This is a genomic window from Chitinophaga caseinilytica, from assembly GCF_038396765.1.
Taxonomy (GTDB): domain Bacteria; phylum Bacteroidota; class Bacteroidia; order Chitinophagales; family Chitinophagaceae; genus Chitinophaga; species Chitinophaga caseinilytica.
This window is the reverse complement of record NZ_CP150096.1, coordinates 3,936,143-3,954,583: the sequence shown is the minus strand read 5'-3', so window position 1 is coordinate 3,954,583 and position 18,441 is coordinate 3,936,143. Positions and strand designations below refer to the sequence as shown.

Annotated in this window: 20 protein-coding genes and 1 tRNA gene; 6 read left to right on the top strand and 15 right to left on the bottom strand. The window is 54.4% G+C overall.

The window, feature by feature from the left end; genetic code table 11:
- Positions 1-31: 31 nt before the first annotated feature.
- The 7 genes from WJU22_RS16255 to WJU22_RS16220 all read right to left on the bottom strand — a co-directional run bounded on the left by WJU22_RS16255 (position 32) and on the right by WJU22_RS16220 (position 4,911).
- Positions 32-442 carry a nuclear transport factor 2 family protein gene (locus WJU22_RS16255; RefSeq protein WP_341839230.1) on the bottom strand — a complete coding sequence of 137 codons (411 nt, stop codon included), beginning with the start codon at positions 440-442 and terminating at the stop codon, positions 32-34.
- Positions 443-488: 46 nt separating this feature from the next.
- The gene (locus WJU22_RS16250) at positions 489-1,466 is read right to left on the bottom strand and encodes an MBL fold metallo-hydrolase (RefSeq protein WP_341839229.1); all 978 of its coding nucleotides are present in this window, start codon (positions 1,464-1,466) and stop codon (positions 489-491) included.
- 47 nt (positions 1,467-1,513) lie between these two features.
- The gene (locus WJU22_RS16245) at positions 1,514-2,080 is read right to left on the bottom strand and encodes a TetR/AcrR family transcriptional regulator (protein WP_341839228.1); all 567 of its coding nucleotides are present in this window, start codon (positions 2,078-2,080) and stop codon (positions 1,514-1,516) included.
- A 126-nt stretch (positions 2,081-2,206) separates the two neighbouring features.
- Positions 2,207-2,980 carry a TerC family protein gene (locus WJU22_RS16240; RefSeq protein WP_341839227.1) on the bottom strand — a complete coding sequence of 258 codons (774 nt, stop codon included), beginning with the start codon at positions 2,978-2,980 and terminating at the stop codon, positions 2,207-2,209.
- Between the two features lie 403 nt (positions 2,981-3,383).
- On the bottom strand, positions 3,384-3,728 hold the full coding sequence (locus WJU22_RS16230) for a hypothetical protein (protein WP_341839225.1): 345 nt from the start codon (positions 3,726-3,728) through the stop codon (positions 3,384-3,386).
- A complete protein-coding gene (locus WJU22_RS16225; RefSeq protein ID WP_341839224.1) occupies positions 3,721-4,278 on the bottom strand; it encodes a thioredoxin family protein in 558 nt (185 codons plus the stop codon). Before WJU22_RS16225 ends, WJU22_RS16230 begins: the two co-directional genes overlap by 8 nt.
- 12 nt (positions 4,279-4,290) lie before the next feature.
- Positions 4,291-4,911 carry a hypothetical protein gene (locus WJU22_RS16220; protein ID WP_341839223.1) on the bottom strand — a complete coding sequence of 207 codons (621 nt, stop codon included), beginning with the start codon at positions 4,909-4,911 and terminating at the stop codon, positions 4,291-4,293.
- A 222-nt stretch (positions 4,912-5,133) separates the two neighbouring features.
- Between WJU22_RS16220 and WJU22_RS16215 the strand changes: the two genes are divergently transcribed.
- Positions 5,134-5,406, top strand: coding sequence for a DUF4242 domain-containing protein (locus WJU22_RS16215; RefSeq protein WP_341839222.1), 273 nt, complete (start codon positions 5,134-5,136; stop codon positions 5,404-5,406).
- A 75-nt stretch (positions 5,407-5,481) separates the two neighbouring features.
- On the opposite strand, the gene WJU22_RS16210 is transcribed toward WJU22_RS16215, so the two are convergent.
- Both WJU22_RS16210 and WJU22_RS16205 read right to left on the bottom strand, forming a co-directional pair.
- Positions 5,482-5,931 carry a hypothetical protein gene (locus WJU22_RS16210; RefSeq protein ID WP_341839221.1) on the bottom strand — a complete coding sequence of 150 codons (450 nt, stop codon included), beginning with the start codon at positions 5,929-5,931 and terminating at the stop codon, positions 5,482-5,484.
- 118 nt (positions 5,932-6,049) lie between these two features.
- Complete coding sequence (locus WJU22_RS16205; protein ID WP_341839220.1) at positions 6,050-7,702, bottom strand: FAD-binding dehydrogenase; 1,653 nt, start codon at positions 7,700-7,702, stop codon at positions 6,050-6,052.
- A 185-nt stretch (positions 7,703-7,887) separates the two neighbouring features.
- Here WJU22_RS16205 and WJU22_RS16200 point away from each other — a divergent pair, with 185 nt between their 5' ends.
- Positions 7,888-11,124: an AsmA-like C-terminal region-containing protein gene (locus WJU22_RS16200; RefSeq protein ID WP_341839219.1), complete on the top strand. Its 3,237-nt coding sequence runs from the start codon at positions 7,888-7,890 to the stop codon at positions 11,122-11,124.
- A 33-nt stretch (positions 11,125-11,157) separates the two neighbouring features.
- Here WJU22_RS16200 and WJU22_RS16195 read toward each other — a convergent pair whose 3' ends face one another.
- From WJU22_RS16195 to WJU22_RS16175, 5 genes are read right to left on the bottom strand one after another with little or no spacing between them, the layout of a single operon-like run.
- Positions 11,158-11,403: a hypothetical protein gene (locus WJU22_RS16195; RefSeq protein ID WP_341839218.1), complete on the bottom strand. Its 246-nt coding sequence runs from the start codon at positions 11,401-11,403 to the stop codon at positions 11,158-11,160.
- The gene (locus WJU22_RS16190) at positions 11,388-12,818 is read right to left on the bottom strand and encodes a hypothetical protein (protein ID WP_341839217.1); all 1,431 of its coding nucleotides are present in this window, start codon (positions 12,816-12,818) and stop codon (positions 11,388-11,390) included. The genes WJU22_RS16195 and WJU22_RS16190 overlap by 16 nt, the downstream gene beginning before the upstream one ends.
- A gap of 59 nt (positions 12,819-12,877) precedes the next feature.
- On the bottom strand, positions 12,878-14,206 hold the full coding sequence (locus WJU22_RS16185) for a hypothetical protein (protein ID WP_341839216.1): 1,329 nt from the start codon (positions 14,204-14,206) through the stop codon (positions 12,878-12,880).
- A 38-nt stretch (positions 14,207-14,244) separates the two neighbouring features.
- On the bottom strand, positions 14,245-14,922 hold the full coding sequence (locus WJU22_RS16180) for a hypothetical protein (protein ID WP_341839215.1): 678 nt from the start codon (positions 14,920-14,922) through the stop codon (positions 14,245-14,247).
- A 4-nt stretch (positions 14,923-14,926) separates the two neighbouring features.
- On the bottom strand, positions 14,927-15,721 hold the full coding sequence (locus WJU22_RS16175; protein ID WP_341839214.1) for a hypothetical protein: 795 nt from the start codon (positions 15,719-15,721) through the stop codon (positions 14,927-14,929).
- Between the two features lie 396 nt (positions 15,722-16,117).
- On the opposite strand from WJU22_RS16175, the gene WJU22_RS16170 reads away from it, so the two are divergent.
- The 3 genes from WJU22_RS16170 to WJU22_RS16160 are packed head-to-tail and all read left to right on the top strand — an operon-like array spanning position 16,118 to position 17,783.
- Positions 16,118-17,047, top strand: a complete 930-nt coding sequence (locus WJU22_RS16170) for a DUF4440 domain-containing protein (RefSeq protein ID WP_341839213.1) — start codon at positions 16,118-16,120, stop codon at positions 17,045-17,047.
- 41 nt (positions 17,048-17,088) lie between these two features.
- Positions 17,089-17,289: a hypothetical protein gene (locus tag WJU22_RS16165; protein ID WP_341839212.1), complete on the top strand. Its 201-nt coding sequence runs from the start codon at positions 17,089-17,091 to the stop codon at positions 17,287-17,289.
- Positions 17,274-17,783 (top strand): hypothetical protein, encoded by a 510-nt coding sequence (locus WJU22_RS16160; RefSeq protein WP_341839211.1) that lies wholly within the window; start codon positions 17,274-17,276, stop codon positions 17,781-17,783. Before WJU22_RS16165 ends, WJU22_RS16160 begins: the two co-directional genes overlap by 16 nt.
- A 66-nt stretch (positions 17,784-17,849) precedes the next feature.
- Here the strand turns inward: WJU22_RS16160 and WJU22_RS16155 are convergent.
- Positions 17,850-17,926 (bottom strand) — tRNA-Pro (locus tag WJU22_RS16155).
- A 122-nt stretch (positions 17,927-18,048) separates the two neighbouring features.
- On the opposite strand from WJU22_RS16155, the gene WJU22_RS16150 reads away from it, so the two are divergent.
- Positions 18,049-18,393: a cyclic-phosphate processing receiver domain-containing protein gene (locus tag WJU22_RS16150; protein WP_341839210.1), complete on the top strand. Its 345-nt coding sequence runs from the start codon at positions 18,049-18,051 to the stop codon at positions 18,391-18,393.
- Positions 18,394-18,441 lie beyond the last annotated feature (48 nt).

The window sequence follows — 18,441 nt, the reverse complement described above, 5'->3', positions numbered from 1 at the left end:
CGGATTGTGGGATGCGTGTCAGATTCCGGGGCTACAACCGCCGTTCCGATGCGCTGATCGGCGCGTCGTTGATACTGGCGTAGCGCCGTTCCATATAGCCGTCTGCATCGAATTCCCACATTTCATTGCCGTAGGAACGGTACCACTGGCCCGCGGCGTCGTGCCATTCATATTCGAACCTGACGGCGATACGGTTGTCCGTGAAAGACCACAGCTCCTTGCGCAGCTTGTAATCCAACTCCTTTTCCCATTTCGCGGTAAGGAACTGCCGTGCGGCTTCGCGCCCTTTGAGGAAAACGTCGCGGTTCCGCCATTCGGTGCCGGGAGAATAGGCCAGGCTTACCTTTTCGGGATTGCGGGTGTTCCAGGCGTCTTCCGCCGCCTGTACTTTCTGCCGGGCCGTTTCTGCGGTGAACGGCGGCACGGGGAATCTCTTTTCCATTTTCAACGGTTTTTATACGGTTTCAAAAATCCTTTTTACATGACTTTCAAGCGAAAAGCCCGATGCGATTTCCGGTTCTGGGATGAGATACACCGCCGCCGCGGGATCGGCTGCGATACGCTGGCGCAATGCCGGTAGCTGCGACCGTACGCTCTCGAAAGTGCCCCCATTTTTTTGCCGTTTTCACCCAATCCAGCAAAAGTTGGAAATAACGTTGCTGGTTGCGGGGCGTATTACCGTCGCCGAGATTGCCGTGCCCCGTCACCACGATCTTCGGCTGCAATGCGGCCATGCGTTCCAGCGACCCTGTCCACGACACCACCTCCGCATCGCGGAAAAGGTTGTAAGGCCCGTTCAGACAGGCGTCTCCCGCGAAAAGCACCCGCTCCTGCGGCAGCCAGACGATGCCGTCGCCGCGGGTGTGCCCCGCACCGGGATGTATCAGTTCTACGCGACGGTGCTTGTCTTCTATCACCATAGTGTCGCTGAAAGTCAATACGGGCGGGAGGAGCGGCCAGGCGGCAAGATCGGTCCGCCGTTTCTGCGCCTGTTCCCAGCGGCCGGGCGCCCCGCCGAAGAACCCGGTTTCGTACTTGCGGATCTCTTCCATCACGCCCACGTGTGCCAGCGGCGTGGCGCCTTCCTTCATCCAGAAGCTGTTGCCGTAGAGATGATCGCTGTGGTGATGAGTGTTGAAGACGAAGCGGATGGGCTTGTTGGTCGTTTTACGGATTTCCTGGAGGATGGCGGGCCCTGAGCCGGGGAAATTGGCGTCTACCAGTAGCACGAAATCGTCGAAGATGATCCAGCCGTTGTTGCATTCCACTTCCTGGTAATTGCCGTCTTCAAAATAGCGGGTTTTCCCTTTGAGGAAATATACGCCCGGGGCGATCTCTTCGGCCTTTCCGGTCGTGGGTGTTTCCGGTTCTTCCGCGCTCTCAGGCACGATTGCCTGGGCGGCTGTTGCGCCCGTCAGCGAAATGGACAGGGCCGCGATTTGTTTAATGAGTGTGCGTCTTTTCATATAGTTATACAGAATGGTCTGTCTATTAAATGGCCCAAATAAAACAGCTACCGTTCAAGCAGCTGTAAAGACATTTGCCGGGCTTTCCGGATAGGCCAGGTGTTGCGGCAGATTTTCGTTTCCACGATGGCGCCTTCGAAGAGCAGGTAGATGGCGTCGGCCGTCAAGCCCGCACCTTCCCCATCCTTTGCCGGCAACGCATCATGGACAAGTTGCGTGAAATACGCGCGTAGCTTCGTTTTATGGGCCAAAATTTCCGCATACATCGCGGCGCAGCTTTCCCCGATTTCCGACAGCATGTTGATGAACTTGCAGCCCAGGAAATCCTGCTGCTGCATGACGTATTCCAGGAAATCGAAACAGGCCGCCACTTTTTGCGCGGGCGCCTTCTTTTTCCCCGTCCACTGCTCCAGCCCCGCAAACCAGGATTCCCGGCTGGCCTTCAGGTAATGCAGCCCCAGATCCTCCTTCGAGGAAAAATGCTGGTACAGGCTCGCCTTCGCTACCTTGGCCTCGTCCAGTATCTGGTTGATCCCCGTACTGTTGAAACCCTGGCGGTAAAACAGCCGGGTGGCCGTTTCCATGATCCGTTCCTTCGGTCCCGCTTTTTGCATGTCCTGAATTTAAAGTAAATGTAGATGGATTTTTCGAAATAGACAAATTTGTCTATATTTCAATTTTCTTTTAATAGGATGGGCCGTCCCAAAAAAGACGGCCCATCCAACGATATCGTACCCAACTTAATCCACTTCGGTGGTATTCAGCTCGATGTTTTTCGCGTTCCTTCCTCTCAGCCGGATGTTCAGCAACTCCACGATGAGGGAGAAGCCGAGGCAGGAGTAGATGATGCTCTTGCTGATTTCCTGGTGGAAACCGCTGGCGATCAATACCACACCGATCACGATGAGGAAAGTCAGCGCCAGCATTTGCAGCGTAGGTTGTTTATTGATGATGCGCGTTACCGGCCCGGCGAACAGCATCATGATCAGGATCGAAACGATCACGGCAATGATCATGATGATCACGTTTTCCACGAGCCCCACGGCCGTGAGGATGGAATCGAACGAGAAAACCGCGTCTACCAGTACGATCTGGAACAGCACGGCGCCCAGGCTGTGGGGCGTGCGCGTCTTTTTATCGCCGTCGTGCCCTTCCGACTGCAGTTTATGGTGGATTTCCAGCGTGCTTTTCACGATGAGGAACAGGCCACCGGCCAGCAGGATAATGTCTTTCCAACTCAACGCTATCTCCGTGCCGTTGATCCATTTGAATGCAACGACCGGGTCTACCAGCCCCACGATCCAGTTGATACAAAGCAGCAATCCCACCCTGAACACCATGGCGAGGGTAAGGCCGATGTTGCGGGCCTTCCGTTGCTGGTGCTCTGGCAGTTTTCCCGCCACGATGGAGATGAAAATAATGTTATCGATCCCCAGGACGATCTCCAGGAAACACAGTGTGAGCAAACTGATCCAGACGCCGAGGTCGGCAAAGTCGGGTGTAATGAATTCCATTTATCGGTTTTTAGTAGTTCAGTCGAAATCGAAAAAGTCGCCCAGAAAGCCTTTTTCTTCCTGGGATATTTATGGCGGTCGTCGTAGTGGTCTTTGTCGCGGCGCTCGTCGTACCGGTGATGCTCATCGCGCCGGTGCTCGCCACTGTGGCGGTTTTCATCCATCGAGCGGCGCTCGGCGAATTCCAGCAGCTTGTCCAGTTCTCCTTTATCGAGCCAAACGCCCCGGCAGTTGGGGCAATAGTCGATCTCCACGTTGTTGCGCTGCGTCATGAGCAACGTTTCGTTGCAATTCGGGCATTTCATCGTATTACGGTTTATAATTTACAGAAATAATTCATCCCGGCCCTTGCATGGGCGGAAAAAATCGGGAGAATGCATCTCGGGGAAATATGGGGAGGGGGTCAAAACAGGTTGTACCTGTGGAGATGGCGGTAATAAGCCGGCCGCGCCCAATCGTAGCGCTGGTGGCGAATTTCGGCCGCAGCGAGCGTGGGCGAAGCGGTGATATTACCGGAAGGCTGCTGTTTGCGCAGTTGTTTGTAGAAGGCGTCTGCTTCCAGCCGCAGGCTTACTTTGCAGGCTTCCGGTATTTCGTTTTCGTGATGGATGGATTCGGGTGCCCTGGCCAAGAGGTGTCCTCCCCCGTCGGGGAAAACGTCGGGCATGGCAGACACGAGGCTGAGCAACAACAGTACGATGATGCGCAGCCTTGCCGCACGGGTCATATGCCGGGCGGCGTTATGCATATTCGAGGACGGAAAGCAGTTCCTGCTGGAGGGATTTCCCTTTGTCTTCGTTATACCATTTCTGGATATCGGTTTTCATCCGCTCGAAGTCGGCCTTTTCGGCCTTCAGCTGGTCGTACACCGCCTGGCATCCCGCGGGCCGGGGGCCCCAGGTGAACAGGTCTTTCCCTTCCGCATCCCGCGCAATGAGCTTGGGGATGGATTTGGTGCCGTGTGTCAGGTATTGGTTGATGAGGAAAGGCTCAGCATCGCGGAGCTGGTACTCGGTGGTCACCAGGGGGTTCAGTGCGGCGATCTTTTCGAAGAACGGGATGTTATGCGCCGCATCTCCGCACCAGGGCTCGGTAATGATGATCCATTGCTGCGGCTGGGTGATGCGGGCCATGGCATCGCGCATTTCGTCGGCAACCACGCCCGTTTTGAGCCAGCGTTGCTGCCTTTGCCAGTTGAGCCGCGCGTAATTCAGGTAATCCGGGTTATCGTACGGCGCGGGCGGCTCGGGATTGTTGATGAGGTGCTCCGAAATGAGGAGGTAATTCGCAAAATCCATATCTACACTTTTTTAAGCGGGAACGCCGGCGTTTTCCAGCCAGCTCCCGATGATTTTTTTAAATGCGACGGCGGCATGATGCACCAGCACCTGCCAGTCTTCAGCGGCATTGCCGTCTGCCCCGTCAGAAATATATTTAAGGCACAGGAAAGGGATCCCTTCCTTCCGCGCGATGAGCGCCAGCGGATAAGCCTCCATGTCGATGACGTTGTAATCGTCCGTTTTATGGTCCATCTCGAAGCTGTCGCCCGTACCGCAAATGCCCTGCGGCAACCCCGGCACCGAAAGCCCGTATTGCAAAACGGGCTCCTCGCCGGAAAGCGGCGTTTCGTACAGCCGGAAACCCAATCCCCTGACGTCCATATCCCGCTGGATGAACTGCGTGCAGCACACCACTTCGCCCCGCGCGAAAGTATGACTACCGGCGGAACCGAGGTTCAGGATGAGGGCAGGACGGTTTTGCTGTAAATACCTGGTGAGATGGTAGGCGGCGTTCACTTTCCCGATCCCTACGATCAGGGGTTTGTACTGGTCGAATTCCCCCGCGGCTTCCGACTGCAAGGCAAAAACCAGCAGCGGATCCTGCCGCATGAGCCCCGAGATGATGTCCAGTCCGTCGTTTCCGTTGTTCATATAGTCGCTTCTGATAATATTATCCTAAAAAATCGATATCAAATTTACGACATTTACGGCAAACGGCTGTTCTTTAACGTTTTGCTAACAGCGCCCTGTAACATGCAGGATGTAGCAGGATCTTCGTACATTCGGGTACTCCCGATCGCCTCACCTCCGCGGGAAACGCGCATACATCAGCATGGTCCCACTTTTTTGCCCGCGGACCAACCCCATTGTATTATGCCTAAATATGTCATTGAACGAGATTTACCGGGCGCCGGCAAACTGACCCCGGAGCAATTGAAGGCTGTTTCACAGACTTCCTGCGGCGTATTGTCCGAGCTTGGGCCCTCCATCCAGTGGGTGCATAGTTACGTTACGGGCGACAAAATCTTCTGCATTTACATTTCGCCCAACGAAGCACTGATCCGCGAGCATGCCCAAAAAGGCGGCTTCCCCGCCACAGCTATCCACGAGATCAGTGCGATCATCGATCCGGCAACGGCCGAATAATCCATATCCACCCAAAACGGCATTGCCGGGCAGCAGTCCGGCCCGGCAATGTTTTGCAATTCAATATTCATCTGTTTATTCGTGAACGGAACGGATCCACTTTGCCGCGGCGCCCGGATCGGTGAAGAAATGTTCCTGCGGCCGGCTGTACCGCTCTTCGTACAACGCGATCTTCGTTTCGTCCTGGTGCGCATGTGCAGCGGCGAAGCAGCGGATGCCGCGCGTATTGTACAACGGCAGGCCGTTCGCCTCTTCGAACAAATCCAGGTAACCCACGCGCCAGCCATACGCCGCCAGTGTGAGCGGCACGATGTCGCGGAACTTTTTGTGCGTATCGAAATCCACGGCCTTGAATCCGTGCAGGTCTACGAAAATCTTGAACGAACCGCCGTCTTCCACGTTTTCAAGGACTTGCCGTAAGGAACTAGCCCAGGTTGAAACATCGGCTGCGTCTACTTGTCCGCTGATGCGGGTATGAATGAGCTTATCTTCTGGATGCCACCATGTGGCCGTTATTTTTTCCATCGCTGAGGGGTTTTGCGGGGGAAGTTAATTCCCGGCGCAACATGGATGTTCCCATACATGGACAAACCCGCGAAATTCCCGGCCCGACCGTCATTCCGGACTTCCCAAAACTTCGTCTTTATTTTGCGGCGATAATAGCGCGGGCGGCCGTTCTTCCGGAAAAGATGCAACCGCCGAGGAAAGTCCCTTCCAGCGCGCGGTACCCGTGCATTCCGCCGCCACCGAAGCCCGCGGCTTCACCGGCCGCGTAGAGGCCGCCGATGCGCTCACCGCCTGCGCGAAGCACGTTGGCGTTGAGATCGGTTTCCAGGCCGCCGAGGGTTTTGCGCGTGAGGATATGGAGTTTCACGGCGATGAGGGGCCCGGCGGCGGGATCGAGGATTTTATGCAAAGGGGCCGTGCGGATGAGGCGGTCGCCGAGGTAGCGGCGGGCGTTGCGGATGGCCATGATCTGCGCGTCTTTGCAGAACCCGTTTTGCAGTTCGTTATCACGGGCGGTGAGGATTTTTTCGATGGAAGCGAAATCCAGCGGCAGATCGGGCGACAGGCGGTTCATGCCGGCCACCAGTTCGTGTAACGTATCCGCCACTACGAAATCGGCGCCATGTTCCTTGAACGCTTCCACGGGCGCGGTGGCCTTTTTCCCGAAAGCGCGCTTCACGACCAGTTTCCAGTCTTTCCCCGTAAGATCGGGATTTTGCTCGGAGCCGGATAACGCGAATTCCTTTTTGATGATTTTCTGATTGAGGATGAACCAGGAATGATCATGCCCCGTATGCCCGAGATGTTCCAGCGTTCCCAGCGTATCGAACCCGGGGAACAGCGGCACGGGGAGCCGGTTGCCGGCGGCGTCGAGCCAGATGGACGAGGGGCCGGGCAATATGCGGATGCCGTGATTTTTCCAGATGGGCGACCAGTTGGCGATGCCTTCCGTGTAATGCCACATCCGGTCGGGATTGATGAGGTTGGCGCCCGCTTTCTCCGCCACGCCCAGCATTCGCCCGTCTACATGCTCCGGCACACCGGAAACCATGTGCTTCGGGGCAGGCCCCAGGCGGGCGGGCCAGTTCTTGCGCACCAGCTCGTGATTGGCGCCGATGCCGCCAGATGTGATGATGATATGGTCTGCCGAAAAATGGAAATCCCCCAAAACGTCGTCCGGGCTTTTCTCGCCCCGCGCCGCTACAGACGGTCCCAGTTCCACGCCCCTCACACCCCTGGCCACACCATTCTCGACGATCAACTCTTCTACCCGGTGCCGGAACCTGATTTCCACCAAACCTTTCTTTTCCGCTTCCAGCACTCGATTGGCGAAAGGCTCCACTACACCGGGCCCAGTGCCCCAGGTCACATGGAACCGAGGAACGGAATTGCCGTGCCCCACCGCCCCGTACCCTCCCCGCTCCGCCCATCCCACCACCGGGAAAAATTTCAATCCACGCGCCTTCAACCACTCGTATTTTTCCGTAGCGGCGAAATTCACGTACGCCTCCGCCCATTTGCGCGGCCAATGGTCTTCCGGCCGGTCGAACGCCGCGGTGCCCATCCAGTCCTGCATTGCCAGGCCGAGGCTGTCGCGGATGCCCATCCGCCGCTGCATGGGCGTATCCACCATAAACAATCCGCCGAGCGACCAAAACGCCTGTCCGCCCAGATGCCGTTCGCTTTCCTGGTCGAGCAGCAAAACCCGGATCCCGGCTTCCGCCAGTTCTGCCGCGGCCACGAGCCCCGAAAGCCCCGCGCCGATGATGATTACGCCTGAATGTTGCATACGTTTAATATAGCGATTTTTCATCCACCGTTCATTTCCGAGAAACACATTTTGCTTTTTATTAACATGTATTATGGGCGGGATGTGCTATTTTTGCGGCATTGCTGAAAAACACGCCCAGTTTCCCGGGCGCCACCATGCTGTCTACGCCTCCGTTTAGCGAGCGAAAAACGAGTTTAAGAACCATGCGCATTTCCTTTCCGGCGAAAAAACGGATCGTCCGTTTCCTGCTTGTCACCATTTCCGTGTTCCTGTTTTTAGTGCTGTCTGCCGTCGTGATTTTGTATACGCAGCAACGGCGCATCACTGCCATGGCGATTTCGGAGCTGAACAAGCAGTTTCCGGGAGAACTGACGGTGGAGAAAAGCAATATCGACCTGCTGCGGAACTTCCCAAATATTTCCATCGCGTTGCATGGCGTGCATTTTTATGGAGACAAATCGCGGAAGGGAAAACCGCTGTACCAGGTAGACCATGTGTATGCAGGATTCAGTCTGCCAGGGCTTTTCAGGGGTAATTACAACGTCCGCCGCGTCATTCTCCGGGGCGGTTATCTTTCGCTGGTGAGGAACAAGAACGGTTCGCTGAATATCGCCGAAGCGAAGAAAATGAAATCCGATGGAAACGCCGCCGCTGCATCCGACACCGCCGCGCTGCAACTCGATCTGAAGAAACTGGTGATCCGGGAAATGGAAGTGACTTACTTCGATCATATTTCCGGCCAGCGCGTGCAATCGCATATCGAAAAGCTGACCGCGTCTTTCAGTACCGACCCTAAAAAAATGACGGTGGGACTGGATGCGGATTTCATGCTGGATGTGACGAGCCCAACTGATACGACCTTCTTCCGGCACAAACACCTGGTGGTGGATTTGCGGGCCGATTACGATAAGATCACGCGCCGGCTGCAGCTCCCCGCTGGCGGCGTTCGCCTGCAGGACGCGGCTTTCCGGCTGGAAGGCTCGATGGTGCTGAACGACCCCGGGCAGGTAGACCTCCACATCCGCGGAGATAAGCCCGACATGAACCTGCTGGCCGCTTTCATCCCGGGAGACGCCGCGGCGATGCTGAAACCTTTCCGGTACGACGGCCGGATTTATTTCGACGGCCGGATCAAAGGTCCGCTGGCCAAAGACACCCTCCCGCTCATCGAAGTGGCTTTTGGCTGCGACAGCGCCTGGTTCCTCAATCCTGAGGCCGACCGGAAGATCGACGGGCTGGGGTTCAAGGGCACTTTTACCAACGGGTCGGGGCGTTCGCTGCAAACCTCCGAGCTGCGGCTCACCCAGGTGCAGGCGCGCCCGGGCAAAGGGATTTTCGCCGGTAATTTCGTTATCCGCGACTTTACCGACCCCAAAGTATTGCTGCAACTGCAATCCGACCTGGAGCTCGCCTTCATCGGCGAATTCCTCGGCATCCCCGATCTGCAGCACATTACAGGCAAAGTGAAACTCGATATGGACGTGAAGGAACTGACCGACACCGACCTTCCCGAACAATACATCGGTAAACTGAAAGACGGTGTGCAAAGCGAGCTGACGGTGCAGCAGCTGTCCTTCCGCATCCCCGGTTATCCGCATCCCGTGCGGAACATGAACGTTCATGCAACCATGCGCAACGGCCAGGTGATGCTCGATTCCGCGGCGCTCCGTGTGGGCGGCTCTGACCTGCGCGCGAGTGGCGCCATCAGCGACGTCATCGCCCTGATCCACGCGCCAGACAAGCCGGTGACTATGCGCCTGCAAATCGGCTGTCGCACGATACGGATGGCTGATATTTTTGCGGCGGATACGGCGCTGGCGAAGAAGGCGAAGGAGGAAGTGAGGGATTTCCGGCTGGATGTGTCGCTGACTTCGTCGGTACGCCAGTTGCGCCATCCGGCTCCTTTGCCGAAGGGGACGTTGACGCTGAACGAGCTCAGTGCATCGTTCAAGGAGTATCCGCACGCTTTCCGGAATATTGCCGCAACCCTGCAGATCGCGGATACATCGCTGACGTTGAGGGATTTCAGCGGGCGCATCGATGGGAGCGACTTCCGGCTGTCGGCCCGCGTGAACCATTACTCCATGTGGTTCCAGCCGGTGAAAAAGGGGAAGACGATGGTGGCGTTCGATTTCAAATCTGCGCGGCTGGCGATGGAGGATATCCTGGGTCCGAGGAGCCGCCAATTCGTTCCGCCGGGCTATCACAAAGAAGAAGGCGCCAATATCTGGCTCCGCGCGAAAGCCGATCTCCGGTTCGACACTACTTTCCGCTTCGCGAAGGTGCGCCTGGCCAATATTTCGGGCACGCTGAAGCAGCATCAGCTACAGCTGGAAAACATCAGCGGCAATATCCTTTATGGCGCCAACAAGATTTTGCGGGTAGATACCTTGAAAGGTTCCATCGGCCGGTCGGATTTCGACATCAGCCTGCGGCTGTTCAACGGCAAGGATTCGCTCATCAAAAACCGGACGAACTATCTTTATTTCCGCAGCAAATTCCTCGATGTAGACCAGCTTACCGGTTATGACTTTACCGCCGGCAACGTTGCGCCTTCATCCTCCCCTGCCGCCACTTCCAAAACCAAGCCCATACCCGATTCCGCCGCGCACGCAAAATCGTTCAACATATTTACCGTCCCTTTCCCCATGTTCGAAGTAAAGGCCGACATCGGGAAGTTCAAATATAACCGGCTCTGGCTGCAGGGCGTGACGGCCAAACTCCGCGTGCAGGAAGACCATTACATCCATCTCGACACGCTCGGCATGAAAGTAGCCGGCGGCTGGATGGGCATGAAAGGTTACCTCAACGGCAGCGATCCCGGAAAAATCTATTTCCGCAGCCGCATCAAAGTGCAGGACGTGGATATGGAGAAAATGCTCATCAAGCTCGACCATTTCGGGCAAGACCTCGTGATCAATAAAAACATCAAAGGCCGGCTGACGGGCACCGTCCGCAGCCATGTACAGGTCCACCCCGATTTCGTGCCGATCCTTCACGACACCAAAGCCGAGCTGGACGTGGAAATACGCAACGGCACCCTGGTCGATTTTGCGCCCATGCAAGCCATGGCGGGCTATTTCAAAGACAAAAACCTTCGCCTGGTGCGGTTCGACACCCTGCGCAACAAGCTTACCTTCACCAATGGCGTGCTCAATATCCCTACCATGAACATCAACTCCTCGCTGGGCTTCATGGAGATTTCGGGTAAGCAGTCGCTCGATATGAAGATGGAATACTACATGCGCATTCCCATGAAAATGGTGACCCAGGTGGGTTTCCAGGCGTTGTTCGGGAAGAAGCAGCACGAGGTGGACATGGACCAGCAGGATGCCATCGAATACCGGGACCGGGATAAAAAGACGCGGTTCATGAGCATCAGGGTGACTGGCACGCCGGATGATTTTAAAGTGGGGCTGGGGAAGAAGGCGAAGTCGTGACCAGCGGTTGGTTTGAGAAAGGGAGCCGGATGATCAGGGTTTGTCTTTTTTATCTTGCCGCTTTTCCTCCGCTTTCCGTTCATTGGCCGCCTTAACCCTTTCTTCTGCCGCCTTTTCCCGTTCTTCCGCTGCTTTTTCCCGCGCTTCTTTTTCTTTTTCCCGCGCAATTGCTTTAATGGCCCTTTTTTCGGCCAATGTTGCATGCTGTTCGGCAGCTTTCACCCGTTCCTCCCTCATTCTGGCTTCCCTGGCTTCTGTTTTTTTCACGCTTTCCTCCATGGCCAATTGCTTGCGGAGGGCATCCTTTTCAGCCTTTTTTTCTTATCTGATTCCGCTTTCGCGGCTTCGGCCGCTTTATCTGCAAGAGTATAATCCTTTTTGAACTGTGTGAGCCGGACACCGACCGTTACGCCATAAGAAACCAGTTTTGTCATCAATTCCCGTTTGCTTAAAGCGGTGAAATTGTAATTTAAAGTCGGGGCGATGTAGAGATTCCCGATTTGCCCGATCCTGTTACCATAGCCGATCATAATCTTGCCGATCCATGCCTCGGAGCTGACTTGCCCTCCGAACTCGTCCGCATCCCGCAACACGGTGTAATAGAGCCCGCATTGTAAGAGGAACTTCCTGGGTGTGTAATAATACGCGATACCGGCGCCGCGGAACTCGGTATCATAGTATCCGGGCCTGCCCGTTGTCATTTTGCCGGTAGACCAGTCTACGCCCGATGTACTCCGGAACCCTTCCTTCAGTAGGAACCCTTCTGCCGCAATCGTGTTCGACCAGCCGAAGTTGAAACCAAGCCCACCATGAACGCCCCAGGCGCCGATCGCAGTTTCTACGGCACGCCTGTCTTTGATGGGCTTATCCTGGCTGTACTGTGTCTGGTTAACCCGAACGATCCTGTTGCCTGCGCCGCCAAATGCGTTTACCATCAGAGAAATCCGTACCGGTTTAGGCGTGATTTTTCTTTGTTTATCTGCGAGCGTTAGTGTTTCATTTCCCGGCAATGGTTTGCCTGCATCGTGGAGTGAACTTCCGGCGACATCGGGAATGGGTGCTTGCGGTTTAGGAGCAGGCGGAGGAGTAACTTCCCGCTTTACTGTAACCAATGATGCAGTAACAGGCGCAGGCATATTACTGGATCCCTTGGGCCAGTAAGACTTCATTTTCTTTTCCAGCGTTTTGTAATCCTTGATCTTCGCCAGTTGATCGAGCCCGGTAATTGGTTTTGTGTGCAGGATAATATTTTTCCCTTCCCGCACATAGGCGGGACCAGCGACTATTTCCTCTACCTTACCAGGCCGGATGTTCTTCAGGCCCAGGTTGGTCTTTACATCTTTACCATTCATCTTCAACACAACGAACACGGTATCGTAGTCATTTCTCAATGCGAACCCCGAAGCCCGTGTCACCACCCGGTAATCCAGCTCCGTATGCTCCCGGTATATCCGTTGCGTCGTCATCGTTTCCACATCGAGCCGTAACCGCATTTCCGGATCGGCAGAATTGCCCAGCCTGCGCTCCGAGGTAGTTATGACCGATTTCACATAGGCCGCTTCTGCACCTTTGGCCGGAATGTAGACGACCGATTTTTTATCGATCACAGGCACCGGACGAGGCATTTCTGACCAGCTGACATCCGGCTTTTTCGATACGCTGCTGTCGCCGGCAGATTGTGCGAAAAGACCCACTGCGCCGGAATGGGACAGGATATATAGCAGTATGATTATACGTTTCATGTTTGGAGGGATTATTTCCGGAACAAAATATTATATGCATATCCCAGTTGGATTTGCGGGAAGAAATTATTCGCATCGCCCTGTTGCCAGAAAAAGCGCCCCCGGGCAAATATCATCCCGTTTCCGCTACGGTTCGTTTCTACCCGGACGAGCATTTCTACCATATGCGACAGGCGGGCGCGTTTGTCCAACGATAGGACCGTAACGTCAGATTTTGTATCGCTCAGCACCTGCAGAAACTTATTGTTACTCATCAGCGTGGTGTTGTTTAGCTGATAATACGCCATGAGGCCCACCCTCCGTTCGGAAAACAGTTCCACCGCCAGTTTCGGAAAAAACGTAACCGTATTGGCGCCAAATGCCTTATCAAGGTCTACTTCGCCTATTTTTCCGTTGACAACAGGCCTGATGCTGTCCTGTACGCGCAGGTGGCCGTATCGCGCGCCAAGGTCTACATACAGGCTGAATTTATTATCGGGCCAGTCGAACATGAAAACATTCAGATCGAACTGGATCGAAGTGTTTTCATATCTGCGCAAATCCAGATTTGTTGCATACGACGGGGATACGATTACATTATTCTGAATAACACCTGCGTTCCGCAACGGGAGTACGCGGTCTTTATTCTCGATCTTACTGAGTGTGGCAGACAGATAGCTGTAGGTAAACCAGCCATAGTCATACCGGCCACTTCCCTGGTGGCGGTTGGTGTTGATGTTGAATCTCCGGCCAACTTCCACCTGCACGAGCCCATTCGGTGCTTCTTCCGAGAAACCGGCCAAGTCGGTATAGATGCGTGAGTCGAAAAGCCGGATGTTTTTCTCCTTTTGCAGCTTCAAAACCGGCGTGGTAACGGGATCGATATTATTGATCGCCATATCCGCCGGGCTATAATCCCTTGTGAACAATTGCAGCAGGTTGTCGTAGCTGGCGATCACATCGCTGAGATAGATACACTCATCCTGACGAGTGCTTTTTCGGTTGAAAAGGCGCAATTTTTCAAAATTCTTATAGTTCTGGATCGACGAAAACCCGATGGCGTAGATATTCTCGAAAATATGGACATCCCCGAATTCCCGCGCCACTCTCACCTGGATCCTTTCTATATGGCCGCGCTCGAAGGTGATCGAAATATCTTTGATGGAAAGGATGCTGTCTTCCTCCAGTTTTCCCTGTTGTTCCCGTATGGCGATCGTGGCTTTTTTATAGTCATCCAGGGGTGTCGTCAGTTTATCTGTTTTTGCGGCGAATGATTGTTCGCCGGCTATTTCTTCCAGATTTTCTTTGACCTGCGCAATATCGATGGCGCGGGTTTTCACTTTTTCCAGTAATCCTTCCAATGCAGCTACCGTTGACTCTTTTTCTTTCTTTCGTGCTTCTACTTCCTCTGCGGTGCCTTCAGTGCCGGGGGCTTCGCTTTATAATCGGTCAGGATGCTCCCGATGACCAGTTCATGCTTCGCAATACTGGTATTCCTTTTACTGATCTCGTCCTGCAATTTCCGCATCGCTCTTTCTACCGCCTCTTCTCTTTCGCTGGAATTAACATCGTTTGCATTCACCACTTTTACCGCCGGGCGGAACCGCAACGATCCGATTTCCTCGTTTTCATCTTCGTTGACCAGCGAATAAAGCCAGAGGTATACCTGTTGCAGGCTATAATCATGGAAGAACTTCGCGTTCTGAGCCACTTCGTATTTCACGAGCTTCTCCGACATGTTATAGCGGAATGTGTTAAGATTGAGGTTATCGGCAATGACAAAGCTGGTATCTGCACCCACGTCGCCCATGCGCAGAAAGGCAACGGTCATTTTTTTGGCGGTACGGTTGTAGGTCGCTTTAATGTGCGCAAGGAACGAGTGCTTCTCCTCATCAAAAAAGATCTCGAACGATTTGGCCTCGATGGTAATTTCTTCCCGGGAGGGCGATTCGGAGACGCTTTTCTCCCCTCCTTCTACTACCGTTTTCACAACGGGATTTACTTGCGCATAGGCGATCTGCGATCCGAAAGCGATGAGCGCCGTCAGGAGGAAGTTGCGTAATATTTTATAGCTCATGCTGTTACTGCTTACTGGTTTGGGAAAGGATGAAGTTGACCTGGTTATCGAACGCGCTGTGGAGTTTCATGCGGAACATGCATTTACCGTTCGTTATATCGATCAGTTTGCGTGTTCCTCCAACCGTCACGGAATCGAGGTTGAAGGTGATCGGCTGCAGACCGTCTACCAGCAGTTCGCCGTCGAAAGCGTTGAGCCCCGTGAAGAGGCCTTTGGCGTTAAGGTTCTTGCTGAACGCGGTTTTCAGGCGAAACGTGGCCGTTCCGTCGGCCAGCACGTATCCCCGGATCTGGCCAAAATACTTCGTTACGGTATCCCTGTCCTCGAAACCGGCGGAAACATTCCCGTAAATACCGCTGAGCGGATGCGGTTCCCTGCCACCGGCAGAAATGATGCCCACGTTGATGCGCTGGCTATCGAGCACCATCCCCGTATTGACCCACTCGGCCAGTCGTACCAGCTCACCACCGGCCGCCAGCGTGGGAATAACGTCGGTCACCTGGAGCGGACAATTATCGAAATTCTGTGTTGCAGCGTTGCACAGCTCCGCAACATAACGGATGCCTGAAAGCGGCATTCTATCGAGGTTGCGGATAAACATCCGGACCGTATCGGAACCGGGGACCGTCGTTTTCTGGAAAACGAACTCAACGGCGGCAATACCGTCCAACTTCGCCCGTAAGCGTAGTTCCACGGGCGGGGAACTGACTGGCGGAAGCTCGAGCGAATTTTTGTTGCACGCAATGCCTGTGCAGCCGATGCAGGCTCCCAGGAGGAAAATCCTTCGGAATAACTTCATAGATAAAGAATGCTATGTGGATGTGTCGGAATAATTGGGAACGTATCTAGGTAATTAGGGTATCAGCGAATTTTGGTTGACAAATAATTTACAACAGGGATCAGCACAAATCAATTCAAAACCAAGGTAGAAAAATTCCTTCAAACAACCATATTAATTTTGCCTGAAACCAATGACATTCACATGTTTGCGTAAACGGCCCGGCCGAAAATACCCACTTTTGAGTATTGGAAAATTGGAGAATTGACCCTTTGCCGGAATTGTGGGAAATTGAAGGTAGCGGCATCCCGCCGGGCCGGGAACATTTGATCATCCCCGGATATTCGTTATATTCGGTCTGTGCGCAAGAACCGGCGTCTTTACCCTCATTTTCCTTCCCCCATTATCCATCCCAGCATGAAAACGACCCTTCCCGCCGTCCTGCTCTTCCTCGCCCTCAACGTGCAGGCGCAACGCAGCACCCAGGCCGATCCGCAAACGCTTGCTTTCCTCCAACGATTCCGGCAGGATTACGCCTCCGCGCTCACCACCGGCGAGCCCGCGAAAATAGCGCAGCATTTTGCGGATAGCATCCGGCTGATGCCTGAATTCCAGCTGACCGTTTGGACCAAAGCCAATGCCAAGCATTACTACCGCGATTTCCTGCAGCGGTTCCGGGTAACACAATTCAACAGTGACGTGATGGAAGTGATGGACCTGGGCAGGATGGTAGTGGAATTCGGCACCTTCACCGAAATACTGCAACAGGCCGGCAACGGGAAAACCGATACCCTTCAGGGCAAGTACGCCAACATCTGGCAGCGCAGTCCGCAACAACCCCTCCGGCTGACGGCCCAGGCATGGAATTACAGCCATCCCGTCCAAATCGCCGAACAACTCGTTTTCCGCGACGTTCCTGCCGTGAACATGGCCTTCCGCGCGCATGTGAACGTAAACGATCCCCTGAGCTTCGAACTGGCCGCCTACAACGGGCTACAGGAAAAAGTGGTAACTGAGCACGATCCCGTTCGCTGGAACCAGTTTTACTCGGACGATTTCCTTTTCTTCTACAGCAATCACCCCGCCTATAAAGGCCGCGCCGCCATCACGGCATTCCTCGACGACCATGTCAAACATCTCCCCGTTTTCGAAAAACTGGATATCCGGACAGACCGGATCGAAGACCTCGACGGGTTCGTGATCGAATATGCTTCGCATACCGCCATCGTCCGGCATGGCGACTGGTCAGGCGTAGCCACGGGGAAAAACATCTATATCTGGCGGCGGGAAAAGAACGGCATTTTGAAGATCTGCCGGGGCGTGGCGATGTACGACGCCGGACTGTAACGGCGTTATCTTATTTTATGGTATCATTCAAGCCCCTGCCTATGAACATTCGTACCCTCCTGATCGTGCCGCTCCTCTTTTCCGGATGCATCACCAGTTCCGTCATCCAGAAAGCCAAAACCGACCGGCAGCACCAGAAAGCATTATCGATCAGGGAGGCCTATGCGGACGATTCCGGGAATATCACCATCAATTTCAGGGCAAAACTTTCCAATTCGAAAGGAACGTGCCGGTGCATGTAAGGCTTCCGGTCGACAGTCTCGTGAAACTGTATCTCCGGCACCAGATCTTAGACACGCTGTTTGCCGGATCGCCAGGCGGGATCAACGGTATTTCCCCGGTATTGGAAAAAACAGCGGACAGCCTGGGTTTCACGCCCAACATCGAGCTCAGGCAACGTAATGTCAAGGAAGGTTTTTATTTGCCTTCACCTACGGATACGCCGATCGGCGCCAGATTCCGGCTATCGCTGGACGCGCGGGCCTATCCTCGCCGGAGCCTTTCCGGGCCCATAACGCAGCAGCGCATCATCCTGCTGTACCAACCGCCTACGCCCTATGCCGGAAAGTACCAGCCAGTAAGGAATATTATGATTTCGGTGGAACCCAGTTACAAAAGAAAACGCACCCGGTACCTGCTCACGGCGCTGTCGGTACCGGCGGATATCGCGACTTCGCCCTTCCAGGCTATTGGACTGGGGGTTATGCTATTGGTCGCCGGAACGATGAAGTTTTAGCAGCGGTTTGATCCGGGAACGGACGGAAAACAAAAAAGGCCACCGGTTTAACTGGTGACCTCTTGTTGGTCGGGACGACTAGATTCGAACTAGCGGCCTCTTGCACCCCATGCAAGCGCGCTACCGGGCTGCGCTACGTCCCGAATTCCGGTGATTTCGTGTGTTACGGGGACGCGAAAGTAATAAATGTTTTCAATTCTGCATCATTGTCCGGAAAAATTTCATTTCACGAGGGGATCGTATATTTGACGGAACCTTCACCATCATGGCTTATCAGCTTTTCCTCGACGACCTCCGAACGGTAGGCATGGTCTATAAAGACAGGCCGGCCAGTGATTTTGTCATCGTACGCTCGTTCGAAGCGTTCAAATCCACGATCCTCGAGCGCGGGCTGCCGGCTTTCATCAGCTTCGACAATGATCTCGGGCTGGATGCATCCGGCCGGTTGGCGCCCGATGGCTATGCCGCGGCCAAATGGCTGGTGTACGAATCCGGCTTCGATCTTTCGGATTTGAAATATTACGTCCATTCCGCTAATCCCGTTGCTGCTGAGCAAATCCGCAGCCTGCTCCAGAATTACCAGGCCCACCTCCGCGAAAACAAAGGTTGATCCGCACGGCACCTTCGTCATCCGCCGAAATTGCCACTGCTGCCATTC

What these genes read in the sequence shown, in the direction of transcription:
- WJU22_RS16180 (WP_341839215.1), bottom strand. Translation starts at nt 14,922, where the DNA reads ATGAGCTATAAAATATTACGCAACTTCCTCCTGACGGCGCTCATCGCT.
- WJU22_RS16230 (WP_341839225.1), bottom strand. Translation starts at nt 3,728, where the DNA reads ATGCATAACGCCGCCCGGCATATGACCCGTGCGGCAAGGCTGCGCATC.
- WJU22_RS16165 (WP_341839212.1), top strand. Translation starts at nt 17,089, where the DNA reads ATGAACATTCGTACCCTCCTGATCGTGCCGCTCCTCTTTTCCGGATGC.
- WJU22_RS16150 (WP_341839210.1), top strand. Translation starts at nt 18,049, where the DNA reads ATGGCTTATCAGCTTTTCCTCGACGACCTCCGAACGGTAGGCATGGTC.
- WJU22_RS16195 (WP_341839218.1), bottom strand. Translation starts at nt 11,403, where the DNA reads ATGGAGGAAAGCGTGAAAAAAACAGAAGCCAGGGAAGCCAGAATGAGG.
- WJU22_RS16255 (WP_341839230.1), bottom strand. Translation starts at nt 442, where the DNA reads ATGGAAAAGAGATTCCCCGTGCCGCCGTTCACCGCAGAAACGGCCCGG.
- WJU22_RS16225 (WP_341839224.1), bottom strand. Translation starts at nt 4,278, where the DNA reads ATGGATTTTGCGAATTACCTCCTCATTTCGGAGCACCTCATCAACAAT.
- WJU22_RS16175 (WP_341839214.1), bottom strand. Translation starts at nt 15,721, where the DNA reads ATGAAGTTATTCCGAAGGATTTTCCTCCTGGGAGCCTGCATCGGCTGC.
- WJU22_RS16220 (WP_341839223.1), bottom strand. Translation starts at nt 4,911, where the DNA reads ATGAACAACGGAAACGACGGACTGGACATCATCTCGGGGCTCATGCGG.
- WJU22_RS16210 (WP_341839221.1), bottom strand. Translation starts at nt 5,931, where the DNA reads ATGGAAAAAATAACGGCCACATGGTGGCATCCAGAAGATAAGCTCATT.
- WJU22_RS16250 (WP_341839229.1), bottom strand. Translation starts at nt 1,466, where the DNA reads ATGAAAAGACGCACACTCATTAAACAAATCGCGGCCCTGTCCATTTCG.
- WJU22_RS16170 (WP_341839213.1), top strand. Translation starts at nt 16,118, where the DNA reads ATGAAAACGACCCTTCCCGCCGTCCTGCTCTTCCTCGCCCTCAACGTG.
- WJU22_RS16245 (WP_341839228.1), bottom strand. Translation starts at nt 2,080, where the DNA reads ATGCAAAAAGCGGGACCGAAGGAACGGATCATGGAAACGGCCACCCGG.
- WJU22_RS16240 (WP_341839227.1), bottom strand. Translation starts at nt 2,980, where the DNA reads ATGGAATTCATTACACCCGACTTTGCCGACCTCGGCGTCTGGATCAGT.
- WJU22_RS16205 (WP_341839220.1), bottom strand. Translation starts at nt 7,702, where the DNA reads ATGCAACATTCAGGCGTAATCATCATCGGCGCGGGGCTTTCGGGGCTC.
- WJU22_RS16200 (WP_341839219.1), top strand. Translation starts at nt 7,888, where the DNA reads ATGCGCATTTCCTTTCCGGCGAAAAAACGGATCGTCCGTTTCCTGCTT.
- WJU22_RS16215 (WP_341839222.1), top strand. Translation starts at nt 5,134, where the DNA reads ATGCCTAAATATGTCATTGAACGAGATTTACCGGGCGCCGGCAAACTG.